19 protein-coding genes and 4 tRNA genes are annotated in these 19,102 nt (G+C 74.2%); 6 read left to right on the top strand and 17 right to left on the bottom strand.

Annotated elements, in window-relative coordinates; all coding sequences use genetic code 11:
- Positions 1-39: 39 nt before the first annotated feature.
- The 13 genes from E9549_RS09035 to E9549_RS08975 form a co-directional block, all read right to left on the bottom strand.
- Positions 40-591: a hypothetical protein gene (locus tag E9549_RS09035; protein ID WP_236826209.1), complete on the bottom strand. Its 552-nt coding sequence runs from the start codon at positions 589-591 to the stop codon at positions 40-42.
- An 11-nt stretch (positions 592-602) separates the two neighbouring features.
- The gene (locus E9549_RS09030; RefSeq protein ID WP_236826208.1) at positions 603-1,817 is read right to left on the bottom strand and encodes a glycosyltransferase family 4 protein; all 1,215 of its coding nucleotides are present in this window, start codon (positions 1,815-1,817) and stop codon (positions 603-605) included.
- Complete coding sequence (locus tag E9549_RS09025; protein WP_236826207.1) at positions 1,817-2,755, bottom strand: phosphatidylinositol mannoside acyltransferase; 939 nt, start codon at positions 2,753-2,755, stop codon at positions 1,817-1,819. The genes E9549_RS09030 and E9549_RS09025 overlap by 1 nt, the downstream gene beginning before the upstream one ends.
- Positions 2,752-3,369 carry a phosphatidylinositol phosphate synthase gene (gene pgsA, locus E9549_RS09020; RefSeq protein WP_236826206.1) on the bottom strand — a complete coding sequence of 206 codons (618 nt, stop codon included), beginning with the start codon at positions 3,367-3,369 and terminating at the stop codon, positions 2,752-2,754. The genes E9549_RS09025 and pgsA overlap by 4 nt, the downstream gene beginning before the upstream one ends.
- Positions 3,370-3,948, bottom strand: a complete 579-nt coding sequence (locus E9549_RS09015) for an HIT domain-containing protein (RefSeq protein ID WP_236826205.1) — start codon at positions 3,946-3,948, stop codon at positions 3,370-3,372.
- Entirely contained in the window at positions 3,945-5,984 is a 2,040-nt protein-coding gene (gene thrS, locus E9549_RS09010; protein WP_236826204.1) for a threonine--tRNA ligase, read from the bottom strand. Before thrS ends, E9549_RS09015 begins: the two co-directional genes overlap by 4 nt.
- Positions 5,985-6,061: 77 nt before the next feature.
- Positions 6,062-7,174, bottom strand: coding sequence for a CapA family protein (locus E9549_RS09005; protein WP_236826203.1), 1,113 nt, complete (start codon positions 7,172-7,174; stop codon positions 6,062-6,064).
- 11 nt (positions 7,175-7,185) lie between these two features.
- Entirely contained in the window at positions 7,186-7,731 is a 546-nt protein-coding gene (locus E9549_RS09000) for an MOSC N-terminal beta barrel domain-containing protein (RefSeq protein ID WP_236826202.1), read from the bottom strand.
- Positions 7,732-7,741: 10 nt separating this feature from the next.
- On the bottom strand, positions 7,742-8,125 hold the full coding sequence (locus E9549_RS08995; RefSeq protein ID WP_236826201.1) for an HNH endonuclease: 384 nt from the start codon (positions 8,123-8,125) through the stop codon (positions 7,742-7,744).
- Between the two features lie 104 nt (positions 8,126-8,229).
- A tRNA-Val gene (locus E9549_RS08990) sits at positions 8,230-8,301 on the bottom strand.
- Positions 8,302-8,327: 26 nt separating this feature from the next.
- On the bottom strand, positions 8,328-8,792 hold the full coding sequence (locus E9549_RS08985) for a TIGR02611 family protein (protein WP_236826200.1): 465 nt from the start codon (positions 8,790-8,792) through the stop codon (positions 8,328-8,330).
- A gap of 26 nt (positions 8,793-8,818) precedes the next feature.
- Positions 8,819-9,601: an anti-sigma factor domain-containing protein gene (locus tag E9549_RS08980; RefSeq protein WP_236826199.1), complete on the bottom strand. Its 783-nt coding sequence runs from the start codon at positions 9,599-9,601 to the stop codon at positions 8,819-8,821.
- On the bottom strand, positions 9,598-10,248 hold the full coding sequence (locus E9549_RS08975) for a sigma-70 family RNA polymerase sigma factor (RefSeq protein ID WP_236826222.1): 651 nt from the start codon (positions 10,246-10,248) through the stop codon (positions 9,598-9,600). The genes E9549_RS08980 and E9549_RS08975 overlap by 4 nt, the downstream gene beginning before the upstream one ends.
- Before the next feature lie 127 nt (positions 10,249-10,375).
- Between E9549_RS08975 and E9549_RS08970 the strand changes: the two genes are divergently transcribed.
- From E9549_RS08970 to E9549_RS08955, 4 genes are all read left to right on the top strand, one after another.
- Entirely contained in the window at positions 10,376-10,828 is a 453-nt protein-coding gene (locus E9549_RS08970) for an SsgA family sporulation/cell division regulator (protein WP_236826198.1), read from the top strand.
- A gap of 95 nt (positions 10,829-10,923) precedes the next feature.
- Positions 10,924-10,996 (top strand) — tRNA-Gly (locus tag E9549_RS08965).
- A 41-nt stretch (positions 10,997-11,037) separates the two neighbouring features.
- Positions 11,038-11,108, top strand: a tRNA-Cys gene (locus E9549_RS08960).
- Positions 11,109-11,165: 57 nt separating this feature from the next.
- Positions 11,166-11,237, top strand: a tRNA-Val gene (locus E9549_RS08955).
- A 145-nt stretch (positions 11,238-11,382) separates the two neighbouring features.
- Here E9549_RS08955 and coaE read toward each other — a convergent pair.
- Positions 11,383-11,979 (bottom strand): dephospho-CoA kinase, encoded by a 597-nt coding sequence (gene coaE / locus E9549_RS08950; RefSeq protein WP_236826197.1) that lies wholly within the window; start codon positions 11,977-11,979, stop codon positions 11,383-11,385.
- Positions 11,980-12,124: 145 nt separating this feature from the next.
- Here coaE and E9549_RS08945 point away from each other — a divergent pair, with 145 nt between their 5' ends.
- Positions 12,125-12,385 carry a hypothetical protein gene (locus E9549_RS08945; RefSeq protein ID WP_236826196.1) on the top strand — a complete coding sequence of 87 codons (261 nt, stop codon included), beginning with the start codon at positions 12,125-12,127 and terminating at the stop codon, positions 12,383-12,385.
- Positions 12,386-12,624: 239 nt separating this feature from the next.
- Here E9549_RS08945 and rpsA read toward each other — a convergent pair whose 3' ends face one another.
- Entirely contained in the window at positions 12,625-14,088 is a 1,464-nt protein-coding gene (gene rpsA / locus E9549_RS08940; RefSeq protein WP_236826195.1) for a 30S ribosomal protein S1, read from the bottom strand.
- A 219-nt stretch (positions 14,089-14,307) separates the two neighbouring features.
- On the opposite strand from rpsA, the gene E9549_RS08935 reads away from it, so the two are divergent.
- Positions 14,308-15,156: a class I SAM-dependent methyltransferase gene (locus E9549_RS08935; protein ID WP_236826194.1), complete on the top strand. Its 849-nt coding sequence runs from the start codon at positions 14,308-14,310 to the stop codon at positions 15,154-15,156.
- 3 nt (positions 15,157-15,159) lie between these two features.
- On the opposite strand, the gene E9549_RS08930 is transcribed toward E9549_RS08935, so the two are convergent.
- Together E9549_RS08930 and polA are read right to left on the bottom strand one after the other, a co-directional pair.
- A complete protein-coding gene (locus E9549_RS08930) occupies positions 15,160-16,200 on the bottom strand; it encodes an AI-2E family transporter (protein WP_236826193.1) in 1,041 nt (346 codons plus the stop codon).
- 130 nt (positions 16,201-16,330) lie between these two features.
- Positions 16,331-19,081: a DNA polymerase I gene (gene polA, locus E9549_RS08925; RefSeq protein WP_236826192.1), complete on the bottom strand. Its 2,751-nt coding sequence runs from the start codon at positions 19,079-19,081 to the stop codon at positions 16,331-16,333.
- Positions 19,082-19,102 lie beyond the last annotated feature (21 nt).

The raw sequence follows: 19,102 nt of genomic DNA, 5'->3' as shown, positions 1-19,102 counted from the left end.
TTCGCTGTCCCGGTCGAGTTGCGAGCAACCTTACGGCGGTCAGGATGCGCGCCGTCCGGCGACGTCGGCGCCGACCCCGATGCCGCCCAGCCGGTCGTCGATGTCGAAGTAGCGCGGCAGCGGGCGCCGGCGGTGCAGGCCCGCCCAGCGGGCCGAGCGGCGGCCGCGCAGCTCCCGCGTGTCGCGGACGGCGTCGTTGTAGAAGCGGCGGGCCAGCGCGACCCGGGTCTGGGTGCCGGCCAGGTCCGTGCGCAGCGCGGCCGGGACGCCGGGCAGGTCCGCGGGCAGCTCCCGCAGCTCGTGGCCCAGCGCGTTCTCGGCCAGTTCGCGGTCCCCGGTGTCGCGGGCGGCACGCGCCCCGGCGGCGCCGGCGGCCAGCCGGGCGCGGACACCCTCGCCGAGCGCGGCGGGGTGCTGCCGGGCCAGCTCCTCGGCCAGGCCGGCACGACGCTGCAGCTGGGCGTCCAGCGTGGCCCAGGCCCGGTCCACCCGCGCCGCCAGCCGGCGCAGCCGGACCAGCGTCCACCCGGTCCAGACCGCCAGGAGCAGCAGCACTCCGGCGGCGAGCAGCAACCAGGCCTCGGGCGTCACGGTCCCCGAGGCTAGCGGCGCGGCCGCCGGATGCGGGGAGGTCCGGCCGCGGTGCCCGTCGGCGGCACCCCGGGGAAGTCGTGGTCCGGTGCGGCGGTGACCACGCCGCCCCCCGGCGGGAGCACGGTCTCGTAGACCGCCAGGATGCGCCGGGCGAGCACCTGCCAGTCGTAGCGGGCGGCTGCCCGGGAGCCGCGCGCGGCCAGTTCGGCCCGCCTGCCCGGGTCGGCGAGCAGGTCCGACAGCGCCTGCCCGAGGGCGGCCGGATCGTCGCGCCGCACCACCACGCCCGCGGCGCCGTCGTCCAGCACCCGGACGAAGGCGTCGAGGTCGCTCGCGACGACCGGCGCCCCGGCGGCCATCGCCTCGATGAGGATCACGCCGAAGGACTCGCCGAGCAGGTTGGGGGCGCAGTACACGTCCACGCTGCGCAGCAGCGCCGCCTTGTCCGCCTCCGACACCTCCCCCAGCAGCGTGACGTGCGGCCGGAGGTCGGGGCCCACCATGGACCACAGCTGGTCGGCGTCGCCGCGCCCGGCGATGAGCAGCCGGGTGCCCGGGTGCGCCCGGACGACGGTCCGCATGGCCTGCAGCAGCACCGGCAGGCCCTTCCGCGGCTCGTCGAAGCGGCCGACGAACCCGATGGTCGGTGGTCCGCCGCTGCCCCGCCCGAAGCCCGGCAGCGCGGGGCCCTCGGCGAAGAAGGGCACGTGCACCCCGTTGGGCAGGATGACCGCGTCCCCGCCGAGGTGCTCGACCTGCACCCGCCGGGCGAAGTCGGAGACGGCGATCCGGCCGCTGATCTTCTCCAGCCACGGCCGGGCCATGGGGCCCACGGCGGCCAGCCACTTGGACCGCGTGGTCGCCGCGTGGAAGGTCGCCACGATCGGCCCGGTGGCGATCATGCACACCAGCAGGGACACCGACGGCGTGGCCGGCTCGTGCACGTGGACGACGTCGAAGCGGCCCTCGCGCAGCCAGCGGCGCACCCGCGCGGCCGAGACAGGCCCGAACTGCAGGCTCGCCATCGAGCCGTTGTAGGGCACCGGGACGGTGCGGCCCGCGAAGGTGAGCCAGGGGTCGGTGACGGACTCCTCGTGCTGGGCCGGGGTCAGCACCTCCACGTGGTGCCCCATGCCGCGCAGCGTCCCGGCGAGGTCGCGCACGTGGTACTGGACTCCGCCGGGGACGTCCCACCGGTAGGGGCAGACCAGGCCGATGCGCATCAGGACGCCGCCTCCCCGCGGGGCGGGTCCGGGGGGACGTCGGGCCACACCCGGCCCAGCATGTGCCAGTCCTCGGGCCGCTCGGCGATCCCGGCGGTGAACACGTCGGCGACCTGCTGCATCGCCGTCGACACCCGGTCCTTCAGCCGGCCGGGGCCCCGCACCGGCACCTCGGGGTGCACGCACATCCGCCACCCACCGGGGGTGAACTGGCAGACGACGGGGAGGAGCGCGGCGCCGGTGCGCTCGGCGAGCAGCGCCGCACCGCCGGGCATGGTGGCCGGCCGGCCGAAGAAGGTGACCGGGACCCCACCGGCGCCCAGGTTGCGGTCGACGAGCAGGCAGGCCACGCCGCCGTCGGCGAGCCACTCCCGCAGCACCTCCGAGCTGGGCCGCTCGCCACCGGTGAGCGGCACCACGCGGAAGCCCAGCGCCTCGCGGTACGCGAGGAAGCGCCGGTACAGCGATTCCGGGCGCAGCCGCTCGGCGACGGTCATGAACGGCCCGTCCAGCCAGTCGGTGAACCAGGCGCCGGCGGCATCCCAGTTGCCGCTGTGCGGCAGGGCGACGACCACGCCCCGCCCCTCGGCGCGGGCGCGGGCGATGTGCTCGATCCCGGGGACGTCGCTGTCCGCCCGGATGCGCTGCGCGGTCAGCGTCGGCAGCCGGAACGCCTCCTGCCAGTAGCGGGCGTAGGAGCGCATCGCGCGGCGGGTGAGCTCGGCGAGCTCCGGCTCGGTCAGCCGGCCGCCGGTGACCACCCGCAGGTTGGCCCGCAGCTGCCGCACGCCCCTGCCGTCGCGACCGGCGGCCCATCCCCCCGCCTGGTCGAACAACGCCCGCGCGGCCGGCTCCGGCAGCATGCGCACCGCCCGCCAGCCCGCCGCGTAGCCGGCGTCGGAGAGCCGGCCCGCGAGCCGCTGCCGGGCGGCGCTCACGGGTCGATCCGCCGGCCGTCGGCGGCCCGCCTGACCGCCAGCACCCGCTGGGCCACCGTGACGGCGCTGCCGGCCAGGAGCACCCACAGCGCCACGTGCACGGCGTACGGGATGCCCAGCCCGGTGAAGCCCGTGCCGGTCAGCACGAGGATCAGCCGCTCGGTCCGCTCGACCACCCCCACGTCGCAGGCCAGGCCCATCCCCTCGGCGCGCGCCTTGATGTAGGAGGTGAGCACCCCCAGCACCAGGCAGAGCAGCGCGAGCAGCACCAGCAGCCGGTTGTCGCCGGCGCCGGAGAACCACCAGACCAGGGCGCCGAAGATCGCGGCGTCGGCGGCGCGGTCGCCGGTGGAGTCCAGCACCGCGCCGAACACCGAGCCGCCGCCGCGCAGCCGGGCGAGCGCGCCGTCGAGCATGTCCAGCAGGACGAAGACGGTGACGGTGAAGGCGCCCCAGAACAGGTGCCCGGTCGCGATCAGCCCCGCGGCCCCCGCGATCGCGCCGACCGTCCCCGTGACCGTCACCGCGTCCGGCGTGACCCCCACGCGGGCCAGCCGCGCCGCCAGCGGGTTGACCACCTTGGCCACCACGGGGCGGGCGTTGACGCCGAGCACTCAGGCCTCCGCCACGGGTGCGGCGTGGTCGGCCCAGGCGTCGGCGAGCAGCGCCCGGGTCTCCCCCAGCACCTGCGGCAGCACCCGGGTGAGCCCGACCACCGGCATGAAGTTGGTGTCCCCGCCCCAGCGCGGCACGGCGTGCTGGTGCAGGTGGTCGGCGATGCCGGCCCCCGCCACGGCCCCCTGGTTCATGCCGATGTTGAACCCGTGGGCCCCGCTCACCGCGCGGACCACGCGCATCGCCGTCTGCGTGAACGCGCCCAGCTCGGCCACCTCCCCGGGCGTGAGGTCGGTGTAGTCCGGCACGTGCCGGTACGGCACCAGCATCAGGTGGCCGGCGTTGTACGGGTAGAGGTTGAGGACGGCGAAGACCGACGTGCCCCGCGCCACCACCAGCCCCTCCTCGTCGCCGAGGGTGGGGATGACGCAGAACGGGCAGTCGTGCGCCCCGGTGGGCTTGCCCTCCCCGCGGATGTAGGCCATCCGGTAGGGGGTCCACAGGTGCTCGAACACCGTCGCGGGGCCGCCCTCGTCCGAGCTGACCGGCACCCGGTACGGGGCGTTGTCCTCGCTCATCCGGGGACCGCCGCGTTCTCCGCCGTCGGGTCGGCGTTGCTGCGGGTCGCGATCCAGGCGGCGATCCGCTCGACGGCGGCGTCGACCGGCACCCCGTTGTCCTGGCTGCCGTCGCGGAAGCGGAAGGAGACCGCGCCGGCCTCGGCGTCGGTGGCCCCGGCGATGAGCACGAAGGGCACCTTCTGCTTCGACGCCGTGCGGATCTTCTTCTGCATCCGGTCGTCGGAGTCGTCGACCTCCACCCGGATGCCGCGCGCCCTGAGCCTCAGCGCGACGTCGGCCAGGTAGGGCACCTGCTCGTCGGTGACCGGGATCCCCACGACCTGGACCGGGGCCAGCCAGGCGGGGAAGGCGCCGGCGTAGTGCTCGGTGAGGACGCCGAAGAACCGCTCGATCGAGCCGAACTTCGCCGAGTGGATCATCACCGGCCGGGCGCGGCCACCCTCGGGCGTCGTGTACTCCAGGCCGAAGCGGGCGGGCTGGTTGAAGTCGTACTGGATGGTCGACATCTGCCACGTGCGGCCGATGGCGTCGCGCGCCTGCACGGAGATCTTCGGGCCGTAGAAGGCTGCGCCGCCGGGGTCGGGGACGAGCTCGAGCCCGGTCTCCTCCGCCGCCTCCGCCAGGACCTGCGTGGCGACCGCCCACTCCTCGTCCGACCCGATGAACTTGCCCTGCTTCTCGGGGTCGTCGCCGCGGGTGGAGAGCTCGAGGTGGTACTCGTCCAGGCCGAAGTCGCGCAGCAGGCCCAGGACGAAGGCCAGCAGGTGCCGGATCTCGCCGGGTGCCTGCTCGGGGGTGACGTAGCTGTGCGAGTCGTCCTGGGTCAGCCCGCGCACCCGGGTCAGGCCGTGCACCACGCCGGACTTCTCGTAGCGGTAGACGGTGCCGAACTCGAAGAAGCGCAGCGGCAGCTCGCGGTAGGACCGCCCGCGGGACCGGAAGATCAGGTTGTGCATGGGGCAGTTCATGGCCTTGAGCCGGTACTCGCTGTTCTCCAGCTCCATGCCGGGGAACATCGTGTCGGCGTAGTACGGCAGGTGGCCGGAGGTCTCGAAGACCCCGCTCTTGGTGATGTGCGGGGTGCCGACGTAGTCGAAGCCCTCCTCGATGTGCCGGCGGCGGACGTAGTCCTCCATCTCCCGCTTGACCACGCCCCCCTTGGGGTGGAAGACCGCCAGCCCGGAGCCGATCTCGTCGGGGAAGCTGAACAGGTCCAGCTCGACGCCGAGCCGGCGGTGGTCGCGGCGCTCGGCCTCGGCCAGGTGCTCGAGGTAGGCCTTGTGCGCGTCCCTGCTCTCCCAGGCGGTTCCGTAGACGCGCTGCAGCTGCGGGTTCTTCTCGCTGCCCCGCCAGTAGGCCGCGGCGCTGCGGGTGAGGCTGAACGCCGGGATGCTCGAGGTGCGCGGCAGGTGCGGGCCGCGGCACAGGTCGGTCCAGACCCGCTCGCGGGTGCGCGGGTCGAGGTTGTCGTACATGGTCAGCTGCGCGCCGCCGACCTCGACGTCGGCGCCCTCGGCCGCGTCGGAGGCGCCGCCCTTGAGCCCGATCAGCTCGAGCTTGTAGGGCTCGTGCGCGAGCTCGGCCTGCGCGTCGGCGTCGTCGATCTCGCGGCGCGAGAAGTACTGGCCGGCCTTGACGATCTCCTGCATCCGCTTCTCCAGCGCCTGCAGGTCCTCGGGGGTGAACGGCCGCTCGGGGTCGAAGTCGTAGTAGAAGCCGTTCTCGACCGGCGGGCCGATGCCCAGCCGCGTCCCCGGGAACAGGTCCTGGACGGCCTGGGCGAGCACGTGCGCGGCCGAGTGCCGGATGACCGCGCGACCATCGGCGCTGGACGCCGCGACCGCCTCCACCTCGGCGTCGGCCGCCGGTGCCCAGGCGAGGTCCTTCAGGTCACCGGTGGCGACCTCCCGGACGACGACCGCGCCGTCGGGGCCCTTCATCGGGACCCCGGCCGCCTTCAGCGCGTCCTGCGCCGTCGTCCCGGCCGGCACCCGGATCGGTCCGACGGCGGTGGGCGAGGGCTGGGTGGACACGAGCATGCTCCAGGGATCGAGGCGGCGGGTGTCGTGCGACGCCCGTTCTGCGGCCCCGAGCCTAGTGCGCCCGGCGCTCAGTCCCGGACGACCTCCAGCCCGTCCGCGACCGCGCCGCGCCGGTCGAGGACCTCGGAGATCCGCACGTGGCTCACCGGGTCGGCCGGCACCACCCGCACGCCGGCGCCGAACTCGATGCGCAGGGGCACGGCCTCGGCCGCCGAGACGGTGAACCGGCCGTCGTCCCCGCGGGTGAAGGTGAACCGCGCGGCCACCGAGTCCTCGGTCGGGTGGCCGCGGGTGGCGTGCTCGGCGACGTGGTTGCCGAGGCCGTAGGCGACCCACTCGCCGTCGATCCGCTCGACGGGCTGCACCACGTGCGCGTGGTGGCCGAGCACCAGGTCGACGTCGGGCGAGGCCAGCAGGGCGCGCGCCGCCTCCTCCTGGGCCTGCGTGGGCTCGTGCTCGTACTCCCGGCAGCAGTGCAGGCTCGCGATCACGACCTCGGCCCCCGCCGCCCGCGCCCGCGCCGCCCCGGCCAGCATCCCGGCGACGTCGGGCACCGCGGTGACGTCGACCGACCACTCCCGCCCGGCGGGCGCCGGCACGCCGTTGAGGCTGAACGTCGCGGCGACGTGGCCCACCCGGACGCCGCCCACCTCGACGACCGTCGGCTGCGCGCTCTCCGCCTCGCTGCGGTAGGTGCCGGTGACCACGATGCCGGCGCCCTCCAGGGCGTCGACGGTGCGGGTCAGCCCGTCGAAGCCGGCGTCCAGCGAGTGGTTCGACGCCGTCGAGCAGAGGTCGTACCCGGCGCCCGCGAGCGCGTCGACGATCTCGGGCTGGACGCTGAAGCTCGGGTAGCCGCGGTACGGCCCGCCCTCGGGTGCCACCGGCGTCTCGAGGTGGCAGATCGCCAGGTCCGCCCCGCCGATGATCCCGGAGACCGGCGCGAACACCCCGCTGAAGTCGTAGGAGCCGTCGGGTCGCAGCGCGCCGGAGGTGAGCGCCCGCCCCTGGTGCACCAGGACGTCGCCGGTCGCCACCACGGTGAAGCCGTCGGGTGCCGGGGTGGGATCCGGCGACGCGGTGGCCCGGGTGGGCGCACCGGCCGGTCCCGGGGGCTCCGGAACGCCCCCGCAGGCGGTCAGCAGCAGCACGGCCGCCCCCGCGGCCCACCAGCGACGCATGGCCGACGACGCTAGAGCAGGACCGGGTCGCCGACGGCGATCTCCCCGGGCTGCCGCACCTCCGCGTACACGCCCAGGCAGTGCTTCGGCGTGCGGACGACGGCCAGCCGGGCGGTCCCGATGCGCAGCTCGCGGCCCACCCAGGCGCGCTCGTCGTCGTCGGGCAGGTCCAGCAGCAGGTTGGCGCGGGGGTCCTCGGCCGAGCAGCCCTCGGGGACGTCGCCCGCCGCGGCGCGGTCGATGGCCTGCCGGGAGACCAGGTGCACCGGCGCGGCGTCGGCCGCCGACCCACCCCGCGCCGGCTCGATCCGCACCGGCCGGCCGAGCGCCGCGGCGACGGCGCCGGCGTCGGTCCCCGGGTCGCCGGACGGCGCCACGGCCGCGAGCCCCGGCGCGTGCCTGCCGCGCACGACGTGGCCGCTCTCCGCGTCGACGACCGTCCAGGCGCGGTCGCCCTCGGGCCCCGTCGCGTGCAGGTGCACCCGCTCCCGCGCCGTGCCGCCGAGGGACTTGACGGGGTAGACCCAGATCCGCGCCACGCGCCCGGTCGTCGTCACGGCCCCGACCCTAGGCCGCCGGGTGCGACCGGCGCAGGCGGCGCAGTTGCGCGTCGAGGTAGGGCCGGGCCCGCCGCTGCCCGCCGGTGCGCACGATCGCCGCGGCCAGGTCGCCCAGGGCGCGTCCCAGCCGGTCGCCGTCGGCCGGCCACCCCCGGCGTCGGCACTCCTCGAGCCACTCCACCGGGCTGCGGTGCCCCCGCTCCCCGTTGCACCGGCCGCACGCCGCCACCTCGTTCTCCAGCCACGACGGCCCGCCCTTGACCCGGGGCACGACGTGCTCGGTCGTGGGGCGGACCAGCGGGGAGAAGGGGCGCCCGCACCACACGCAGGTCGGCCCGTCGCGGTCCAGGACCAGCTGGAGCCGGGCGGCGCGGTCGGGCTGGGCGGCCATCGGCACCATGGTCCCGCGGTCGACCGCCCCGCGCCGCCGCGGCAGCCGGGAACCACCGAGGGCCAGGTTCCCCCGTCTCCGGGTTTCCCTGGCCCTCGTGCCGGTGGGCGATACTGGGTTCGAACCAGTGACCTCTTCGGTGTGAACGAAGCGCTCTACCACTGAGCCAATCGCCCGTTGCGCATCCGATTGTGCCAGACGCTCATCGCCAGAGCGGCACCCACCCCGGCACCCACTCCGGCACGCCCATCAGGTGCAGCCCGACGACGAGGATCCCGTACACGAAGGCCGCCGTGGCGAGCCCGATCAGCAGGCGCACCCACACCCGCTGGGCACCCACCCACGCGGTCCAGCGGGCGACGTGGCGCTTGGTGAAGGCGAGCAACCGCTCGGCCCAGGTGAACTCGGTGGCCAGGATGAAGAGACCGGCGATCACGGTGAGCCACCCCGGGCCGGGCAGGGGGATGGTGATCAGGCCCAGCGCGACGACGAGGCCGCCGACGATGCCCACGCCCACCCGGTAGGAGTGGTCGATGCTGCGGCGCAGCGCCAGCCGCCGGCGCCAGCGGGCCTCGGCGACGCGCTCGCGCAGGCTGTGCACCTCGTCGGCGTCGAACCGGGCGCGCCGCTCCGCCGGGGTCTCCGGCCGGCGCCGTGGTCCCCCCACGGGTGCCGTCGTCGTCTCTCGCGCGCTCAGCTGGCCACCTGCCCGGTTGCGACTACCTCCGTCGGGGTCGACGGAGCCTGCCGACCGGGCTCGATGCTGATGCCGTACTCCGGGAAGCCGTCGAGACCGGTCCCCTCGGAGCCTACGTTCTCGACCTCCATCTGCGAACGCTCGACGTCGAACGTGCCCAGCGCCACGGGATCACCGGCGCCGAGCCCCCACAGCACGTAGGTCGAGGACGACGCGTCGTTGGGTGCCAGCCCGTCGATGACCACCTGGACCGCGCCGTCCCGCGCCACGACCGTCGCCACCTGCCGCTCGTCGTCGGCGAGCGGCGCGATCGCGGCCCGTCCGGGACGCAGGAGCTCCGCCACCACCTGCTCCTGAGCGGCGACCGTGGCACGCAGGTCGTCGCGGGCGCGGTCGAGCGCGGCGACCCACACCCCCAGCCCCACGACGGAGGCGACCGCGGCCGCGACGAGCACCATCGGCAGCAGCCTCCGCCGCGCCGGGGGCGACGCCGGCTCCTCCCCGCGCGGGAGGAGGGGCGCCGGGGCTGCGGCCCCCCGGGGCGGCAGCTGCTCGGTCTCCTCCACCGCGGCGCGGAGCCGGTCGCGGAGCGCGGGCGAGGGCTCGGCGGCCGGCAGGTCGCGCGCCATGGCAGCCATGACCTCGGACGTCTCGGCCACGGTGCGGGCGCAGCGGTCGCAGCCGGGCAGGTGCCGGGCGAAGCGCGCGTCGTCCTCGGGCTCGAGGGCGTGCAGGGCCCAGCCGACCGCGAGCTCGTCGTAGGGGTGCTCGCCGCTCATCGCGCCGTCCCGTCCACCGGCGAGCCGCCCTCCGGCGCCCTGCCCCCGGGCGGGCCACCGAGCCCGCCGAGCTCCGACCTGAGCCGTCGCATGCCCGCCAGCATCCTCGTCTTCACCGTGCCGAGGGGCGTCCCCGTCAGCGTGGCCACCTCCCGCTGCGTGTAACCGCCGTAGTACGCCAAGGTGAGCGCCTCCCTCTGGGCGTCGGGCAGCTCACCGAGTGCGGAGCGCACCTGCTGGGAGACGACGCGCGACCAGGCGTCGTCCTCGACGTCGCGGGCGGCCACCGGCCCCTCGAGCACGGCCTGGTCCTCCGCCCGGTGCTGCCGCCGGCGCTGGGACTCCTCGCGGCGGACGGCGTCGACCGCCTTGTGGTGGACGACGGCCAGCAGCCAGGAGGAGAAGCTGCCCCGCGCGCGGTCGTAGGCGTCCGGGTCGCGCCAGACGCCGAGGAACACCTCCTGCAGGACGTCCTCGGCCAGGCCGTCGTCGGCGAGGATCCGCCGGGCCAGCGCGAACGCCGGCACGCGGAACCGCTGGTACAGCTCGTCGACGGCGTCGCGGTCCCCGGCGCGGATGCGCCGGAGGAGCTCGGCGTCGCCGACGCCGTCCTCCGGCCGGAGGACCGGTCGGCTCACGGCTCCCATGGTCACACGAGGCATTCGGAAGGACGCGCTCCCGAGGTTCAGAACCCCCTCCTGTGGCGCATGATGCTGGTGTGACTGGACGACACGAAGCACGTCACTTCTGCCAACCGCGGTCGTTGGAACTGTCATGACGAGCCGATGGACCCCGGGCCACATCTCCCCCATCACTCTTCAGCTGGTCGGCCCGCGGTCGTGGACCGAGGTCCCGGCCCTGCTGTGCTACGACCCGACCGACCCCTACGCCGTGCGCATCGCCTTCGGCGAGACCGACGAGAGCGAGGGCGAGGAGGGCATCGCCTGGCTGGTCAGCCGCGAGCTGCTCCAGGCCGGGCTCGAGCACCCGGCGGGCGACGGCGACGTCCGGGTCTGGCCGGCACGTGCGACGGCCGACCTGCTGTACCTGCACCTGCGCGCCCCGTCGGGCGAGGCGCTCTTCGAGCTGTCCCGCGCGACGGTCACCGCCTTCCTCCGGCACACCGAGGCGCTCGTCCCCTCCGGGTCGGAGGGGACGCTGCTGCAGCTCGACCAGGAGCTCGACGCCCTCCTGTCCAACGGCGGACCGGACTCGCCTGGGCGCTGACCTGCGGAGACGCTCCGGCGGCGCCCCCAGGGAGGGGGCGGGGGGACCCCCCCTGCACACCCCCTCAGGACGTCCGCTAGAGTTCTCCCCGTAACGCGGACGTGGCTCAGCTGGTAGAGCATCACCTTGCCAAGGTGAGGGTCGCGGGTTCGAATCCCGTCGTCCGCTCGGAACCTCGGGCACCGGTCGAGAGACTGGTGCCCGCGTGCGGTGGAGTGGCCGAGAGGCGAGGCAACGGCCTGCAAAGCCGTCTACACGGGTTCAAATCCCGTCTCCACCTCGTCGCTTCCTCGCGGGGCACGAGCGCGGAGGAGGGAACCGGTCGGCTGACCGGATCGGGCGATTGGCGCAGTGGTAGCGCGCTTCCTTGACACGGAAGAGGTCACTGGTTCGAACCCAGTATCGCCCACCGCACGAACCCCAGGACGCCGGCCGGCGCCTGGGGTTCCGTCGTTCCCGGGTGGCGCCCGGTCGTGCAGCACCGCCGTCACCGGTCACCTCGACGACGGCCCACGTCGCCTGCCGCGCCACCGCTCCCCCGCGCCGACGCCGCGTCAGCCACGGGCCGGCTCGACGAGCTCCACCCAGAGCCGGTCGACCTGCTCGGCCAGCTGCTCGAGCGTTCCGCTGTTGTCCAGGACGACGTCCGCGACCGCCCGACGCTGCTCGTCGGTGGCCTGGGCGGCGATCCGGGCACGGGCGTCGGCCTCGGTGAGCCCCCGCGCGACCAGCCGGGCTACGCGCGTCTCCCGCTCCGCCTCCACGACGACGACGAGGTCGTAGCTCCCCGCCTGCCCGGTCTCCACGAGCAGCGGGACGTCGTTGACGAGCACGGCGTCGTCCGGGGCCGCGGCGACGAGCTCGGCCGAGCGCTGCCGCACCAGCGGGTGGACCAGCGCGTCGAGCCGACGCCGCGCACCGTCGTCGGAGAAGACGACCGCGGCGAGAGCGGCGCGGTCCAGGGAACCGTCGGCGGACCGCACCCCCTCGCCGAACTCCTCGACGACAGCGGCGAGCCCAGGGGTGCCGGGCGCGAGCACCTCACGGGCGATCCGGTCGGCGTCCACGAGCACCGCTCCGCGTTCCACCAGCAAGCCGGACACGGTGCTCTTGCCCGAGCCGATCCCGCCGGTCAGTCCGATCCTCAGCACGCACGGACAGTAGCGACCGACCGACTGGAGATCACGGAGAGGTAACACGCGGCCGACACGCAGGGGTCGTTCCCTCCAGTCACACACGCACCACCGTTAACGTCTGCCCCGGCGATCTTCCCCGCCCAGAGAGGCAGACCGAGACATGTCCCGTTCCACGCCCGCCGCGTCCCCGTCGTCCCGCGCCGCCGGCCGGCACCGGCTCGGCTCCGCCTCGGGCGTGCGCTGCGCCGACATCCCGGCCGTCCGCGAGCGCATGGCTCTCCAGCGCCCGGCCGTCGCCCACCGCAGCTCGCTGCTGCGCTGGATGTTCTCGACGCCGACCACCGGCCGGCACACCTGGAGCTTCCTCGCGGGCTCCGGTGGCCGCCCGCGCACGGCGTTCGCCATCATCCTGAGCCTCTGAGCCCTCGCCCGGGAAGGGCGAGGACGACCAGGCCGCCGGGCTCTCCCGCGCCGCCCTGCGCTCCGTACGGACCCAGCGCGCGGTCCCGGTCCCTGCACGCACGAAGGCCCGTGGACGCCGTCCACGGGCCTTCGTCGTACCCGGCGGGTCAGGTCGACCCGTGGGACGGACGGAGGCCCAGGACCGGTGATCGGTCCTGGGCCTCCGACGTGCGGTGCTGCGCGGGTCAGACCCTCAGGTCACTCGCCGCCGGCCAGCTTGGCGCGGAGCGCGGCGAGCGCCTCGTCGCTGGCGAGCGTGCCACCCGTGCTCGGGGCGTCCGGCGTCGCCTCGGCGCTGGAGTAGCTGCCGCCGGCCGCCGCCTCGGCGTCGGCCTCCTTGGCCGCCGCGATCTGCTTGCGGTGCGCCTCGTAACGCGCCTGGGCCTCGGCGTACTGCCGCTCCCACGTCTCGCGGGCCTCGTCGTAGCCCTCGAGCCACTCGCCGGTCTCGGCGTCGAAGCCCTCGGGGTAGATGTAGTTGCCCTGCTCGTCGTAGGACGCGGCCATGCCGTAGGCGGCCGGGTCGAAGGTCTCCTCGTCGCCGACGACACCCTCGTTGGCCTGCTTGAGCGACAGCGAGATCCGGCGGCGGTCCAGGTCGATGTCGATGACCTTGACCAGGATCTCGTCGCCGACCTGCACGACCTGTTCCGGGATCTCCACGTGACGCTCGGCCAGCTCGGAGATGTGCACCAGACCCTCGATGCCCTCGTCGACGCGCACGAACGCACCGAAGGGGACCAGCTTGGTGACCTTGCCCGGCACGACCTGACCGATCTGGTGCGTGCGGGCGAACTGGCGCCACGGGTCCTCCTGCGTCGCCTTCAGCGACAGGGAGACCCGCTCGCGGTCCAGGTCGACGTCGAGGACCTCGACGGTGACCTCCTGGCCCACCTCGACGACCTCGGACGGGTGGTCGATGTGCTTCCAGGACAGCTCGGAGACGTGCACCAGGCCGTCGACGCCGCCCAGGTCCACGAACGCACCGAAGTTGACGATCGAGGAGACGACGCCGCTGCGGACCTGGCCCTTGGCGAGCTTGTTGAGGAACTCGCTGCGGACCTCGGACTGGGTCTGCTCCAGCCACTGCCGGCGGGAGAGCACGACGTTGTTGCGGTTCTTGTCGAGCTCGATGATCTTCGCCTCGAGCTCGCGGCCGACGTAGGGCTGCAGGTCGCGGACGCGGCGCATCTCGACCAGCGACGCCGGGAGGAACCCGCGGAGGCCGATGTCGAGGATGAGGCCGCCCTTGACGACCTCGATGACGGTGCCGGTGACGACCTCGTCGGCTTCCTTCTTGGCCTCGATCGTGCCCCAGGCGCGCTCGTACTGCGCACGCTTCTTGGAGAGGATCAGCCGCCCTTCCTTGTCCTCCTTCTGGAGGACGAGGGCTTCCACCTCGTCGCCGACGCTGACGACCTCGTTGGGGTCGACGTCGTGCTTGATGGACAGCTCGCGCGAGGGGATGACGCCCTCGGTCTTGTAGCCGATGTCCAGCAGCACCTCGTCCCGGTCCACCTTGACGATGACGCCCTCGACGATGTCGCCATCGTTGAAGTACTTGATCGTCTGGTCGATCGCCGCGAGGAAGTCCTCGGCGGTGCCGATGTCGTTGATGGCGACCTGGGGGGTGCTGGAAGGACGGACCTGAGTGGAGGTCATGTGGTTGGTTGCTCCGGACGGTTTATGCGTAGGGACAGGACGACCCGCGACCGTCGGGTCGCGGGGAGGAACAGCGGGGAGAACCGGCGCGGGCATTCCCGGTGGGGAAGGTCACGACAGACCTCTGGCGCCCCTCCATCGTACGGACGCCCGGACCGTCCGGTCCACCTGGGTGCGGCCGCTCGTCCCCGGCCGGCGGCGTGTCACGATCGGCGTGTCATGAGCATCCCGCCTCCCGACCCCGACCTGCCCCTCGGCAGCGACGGCTACCCCGCTCCGGCCGGGGTGGCCCGGCGCGCCGCCGGCACCGAGGAGTCGGCGCGGGCGAACCGCCGCTGGTGGGACGCCGCAGCCCCGGCCTACCTGGCCGAGCACGGCGCGGACCTCGGGGACGTCGACTTCCTGTGGTGCCCGGAGGGCCTCCGGGAGGCCGACGCGCACCTGCTCGGCGAGGTCGCCGGCCGGCGGGTGCTGGAGATCGGCTGCGGCTCGGCGCCCTGCGCGCGCTGGCTGCGGCGGGCCGGGGCCGAGGTCGTGGCCATGGACCTCTCCGGCGGGATGCTCGCCCGGGCCGCCGGGCTCAACCGCACCACCGGGATCGCCGTACCGCTGCTCCAGGCCGACGCCGGGGCGCTCCCGCTGGCCGACGCCTCCGTCGACGCCGTCAGCTCGGCGTTCGGCGGGCTGCCCTTCGTCGCCGACGTGGCCACGGCGCTGCGGGAGGTGGCGCGGGTGCTGCGTCCCGGCGGCCGGTTCGCGGCCTCGGTCAACCACCCGATGCGCTGGCCGTTCCCCGACTCCCCCGAGCCGGCGGACCTGCGGATCACCTCCTCCTACTTCGACCGCACGCCGTACGTGGAGACCGACGACGCCGGGCGCGCCGTCTACGTCGAGCACCACCGCACGGTCGGCGACTGGGTGCGGGCCGTGGTCGGTGCCGGGCTGGTGCTCGAGGACCTGGTCGAGCCGGAGTGGACCCCCGGGCGCACGGAGAACTGGGGGCAGTGGTCACCCGAACGCGGCGCCCTGGTCCCCGGCACGCTGGTCCTGGTCGCCACCAGACCCTGAAGCTCAGGTCGAGGTCGACCCTCCGGCGACGGGCCGGGACCCGTGCCGCACCCACAGCTCGTGGGCGGCGGCGGAGACCGCCGCGGCGAGCGGGACGAACAGCAGCGCCCCCGGGATGCCCCACAGCACGCCGCCCACGGTGACCGCGACCAGCACCGTCGCGGCGTTCAGCGGTAGCCGGTTGCGCATGACGTACGGCTCGACGAACGAGTTGCCGAGCTGCTGCACGACCACCACCAGGCCGAGCACGAGGGCGGCCGTGACGAGCCCGTCGGAGGCGTAGGCGACCACGACGGCGACGAGCCCGGCGACGAAGGCGCCGATCGTGGGGATGTAGGACGCCAGGAACTGCAGGACCGCGAGCGTCAGCGCCAGCGGGATCCCGAGCAGCAGCAGGCCCACCCCGATGCCCACGGCGTCGAAGACGGCCACGATGGTCAGCCCGCGGACGTAGCCACCGACGGTCGTCCAGGCCGCCCGGCCCGCGGCGTCGACGTCCTCGCGCACCCGGCCGCCGAACTTCCCGAGCAGCCAGCGCCAGATCCCCGGCCCCCCGTGCAGGAAGAGGTAGGTCAGCGCCACGACGAGGAAGGTGGCGACCACCACCTCGGCCAGTGCCTGCGCCGGTCCCAGCAGGTCCCCGGCGCTGGTCCCGCCACCGGAGCCGCCCCCGTCACCCCCGACCGACCCGAAGCCCGGCAACTCGACGCCGAAACGCTGGGACAGGTCGGTGGACACCTGCTGGAACTGGTCGCGGAGGCGGGGCAGCTGGCCGGCGATGCGCGTGCCGAGCGCCAGCAGGGTGCCACCCAGGACGGCGACCAGCAGCAGCACCGCGGCGCCGGCGGCCAGCCCGCGCGGCGCCCCGCGGCCGTGCGCCCACTCCACCAGCGGCGCCAGGATGCCGGCGACGAGCAGCGCGATCAGCACGGCCACCAGCGGCAGCGTCACCTTGACCGCGAAGCCGGCGAGCAGCCAGAGCAGCACCGCGAGGACGAGCAGCCGGCCGCCCACGGCGGACGACCGGGCCAGCCAGGCGGGCACCGCGGGCGGGGTCGGAGCGGACGGGGGTGGAGAGCCCATGCTCCGGGTGTGGACCGGGAGGCCGCTCCCGACACATCGGGCGCCTCCGCCACCGGGGATCGACAAGAGCCCGTAACGCGGGCGCCCGCCGTCAGTGCGCCGCGGCGTCCCAGCTCGAGCCGACGCCGACGGAGACCTCCAGCGGCACCGAGAGCTGCGCGGCGCCGGCCATCTCCCGGCGGACCAGGGCCTCCAGGGCCTCCTTCTCCCCCGGCGCCACCTCGAGCACGAGCTCGTCGTGGACCTGCAGGAGCATCCGGGACGACAGCCCCTCGGCCGCGATCGCCTTCTCGACGTTGAGCATCGCCACCTTGATGACGTCGGCGGCGGAGCCCTGGATCGGGGCGTTGAGCGCCATGCGCTCGGCCATCTGCCGCCGCTGCCCGTTGTCGCTGGTCAGGTCGGGCAGGTAGCGGCGGCGGCCCAGGGTGGTCTCGGTGAAACCGGTCTGCCGCGCCTCGTCGACGACCCCGTCGAGGTAGTCGCGGATCCCGCCGAAGCGCTCGAAGTAGGCGTGCATCTGCGCCCGCGCCTCCTCGGTGGAGATGCGCAGCTGCTGGGACAACCCGTAGGCGGAGAGCCCGTAGGCCAGCCCGTAGCTCATCGCCTTGATCCGGCGGCGCATCTCCGGGTCGACCTCCTCGATCGGGATGTCGAAGGCCCGGGACGCGACGAAGGAGTGCAGGTCCTCCCCCGACGTGAACGCCTCGATGAGGCCCGCGTCGCCGGACAGGTGCGCCATGATCCGCATCTCGATCTGGCTGTAGTCGGCCGTCATCAGCGACTCGTAGCCCTGGCCGACGACGAACGCCTGGCGGATCCGCCGCCCCTCGGCGGTGCGGATGGGGATGTTCTGCAGGTTCGGGTCGGTCGAGGAGAGCCGGCCGGTCGCCGCGATCGTCTGCTGGAAGGTGGTGTGGATGCGGCCGGCGTCGTCGACCATGGGGATCAGCCCGTCGATGACCGTGCGCAGCCGGGTGACGTCGCGGTGGCGCATCAGGTGCTCGAGGAACGGGTGGCCGGTCTGCGCGAGCAGGTTGGTCAGCGCCTCGGCGTCGGTGGTGTAGCCGGTCTTGTTCTTCTTGGTCTTCGGCAGCCCGAGTTCGTCGAACAGCACGATCTGCAGCTGCTTGGGCGAGCCCAGGTTCACCTCGCGGCCGATGACGGCGTAGCACTCGGCCGCCGCCGCGGCGACGCCCTCGGCGAACTCGCGCTGCAGCTCGTGCAGGAACTCGAGGTCGGCGGCGATGCCCCGGTGCTCCATCCGGCCGAGCACGAAGGTCAGCGGCAGCTCGATCTCGCCGAGCAGGTGCCCGCCACCGCGCTGCCCGAGCACCTGCTCGAGGGCGTCGGACAGGTCGTTGACCGCCACCGCCTTGAGCACGTCGGCCTTGGCCGCCTCGGCGGCGACGTCGGCCTCCGACGGGCCGAGGCCGTCCAGGGTGAGCTGGGCCTCCTCCTCGGCGGCGTCCTTCAGCTCGCGGCGCAGGTAGCGGACCGCCAGGTCGCCGAGGTCGAAGGAGCGCTGACCAGGCAGGGCGAGGTAGGCGGCCAGCGCGGTGTCGCTGACGACCCCGGCGAGCTCCCAGCCGCGCGCCCAGATGGCCAGCAGCGGGCCCTTGACCTCGTGCACCACCTTCGGGCGGTCGGCGTCGGCCAGCCAGGCGGCCAGCGCCTGCTCGTCCGCGACGTCGAGCGCCGGGCCGAGGTCGACGAAGGTGGTGTGGTCGTCGGCCGCGGCGAGCGCCAGGCCGGTGAGCTCGCCGGTGCCGCGGCCCCAGCTCCCGCGGAAGATCACGCCGGTGCGGCCGGTGCGGGCGTGCGCGTCCAGCCAGGCTCCCAGCCCGCCGGCGGCCACCTCGTCGACGGTGACCTCGAAGCCGCCGTCCACCTCCGGCTCCGCGCTGGACAACGTCGCGAACAGCCGGTCGCGCAGGACGCGGAACTGCAGGTTGTCGAAGAGGGTGTGCACCTCGTTGCGGTCCCACGGCTGGACGGCGAGGTCCACCGGCGCCACCTCCAGCGGCACCTGCCGGTCGAGCTCGGTGAGCCGCCGGTTCTGCAGTACCGAGGAGAGGTGCTCGCGCAGCTTCTCCCCGACCTTGCCCTTCACCGTGTCGACCTGGTCGACCAGCGCGTCCAGCGAGCCGTACTCGCGCACCCACTTCGCGGCGGTCTTCTCCCCCACGCTGGGGATGCTGGGCAGGTTGTCGCTCGGGTCCCCCCGGAGGGCAGCGAAATCGGGGTACTGCGCCGGGGACAGGCCGTACTTGGCCTCGACCTCCTGCGGCGTGAAGCGCGTCATGTCCGAGACGCCCTTGCGCGGGTAGAGGACGGTGACGTGCTCGTTGACCAGCTGCAGGGCGTCGCGGTCGCCGGTGGCGATCAGCACGTCCATGCCCTGCTCGACGGCCTGCACGGTGAGCGTGGCGATCACGTCGTCGGCCTCGTAGCCCTCGGCGGTGATCACCGGGACGCGCAGCGCGCCCAGGACCTCCTGGACCAGGCTCACCTGCCCGCGGAAGTCCGTCGGGCTCTCGGCGCGGTTGGCCTTGTACTCCGCGTAGATCTCGCTGCGGAAGGTCTTGCGGCCGACGTCGAAGGCGACGGCGAGGTGGGTGGGCTGCTCGTCCCGCAGGATGTTGATCAGCATCGACGTGAAGCCGTAGACGGCGTTCGTCGGCTGGCCCGTCGTGGTCGAGAAGTTCTCCACCGGCAGCGCGAAGAACGCGCGGTAGGCCAGCGAGTGCCCGTCCAGGAGCAGCAGCCTCGGGCGCTGGGCGGGCGGGTGAGCCGTCGTCGTGGGGACGGCGGGCGCGGGGGTGGAGACCGGAGCGGACATCGCCGCCGATCGTAGGGGCAC

This window comes from Blastococcus sp. MG754426 (assembly GCF_021699055.1).
In the GTDB taxonomy this organism is placed as follows: Bacteria; Actinomycetota; Actinomycetes; order Mycobacteriales; family Geodermatophilaceae; genus Blastococcus.
The sequence above is the reverse complement of the archived record's forward strand: the minus strand, read 5'-3'. Positions and strand labels throughout refer to the sequence as shown.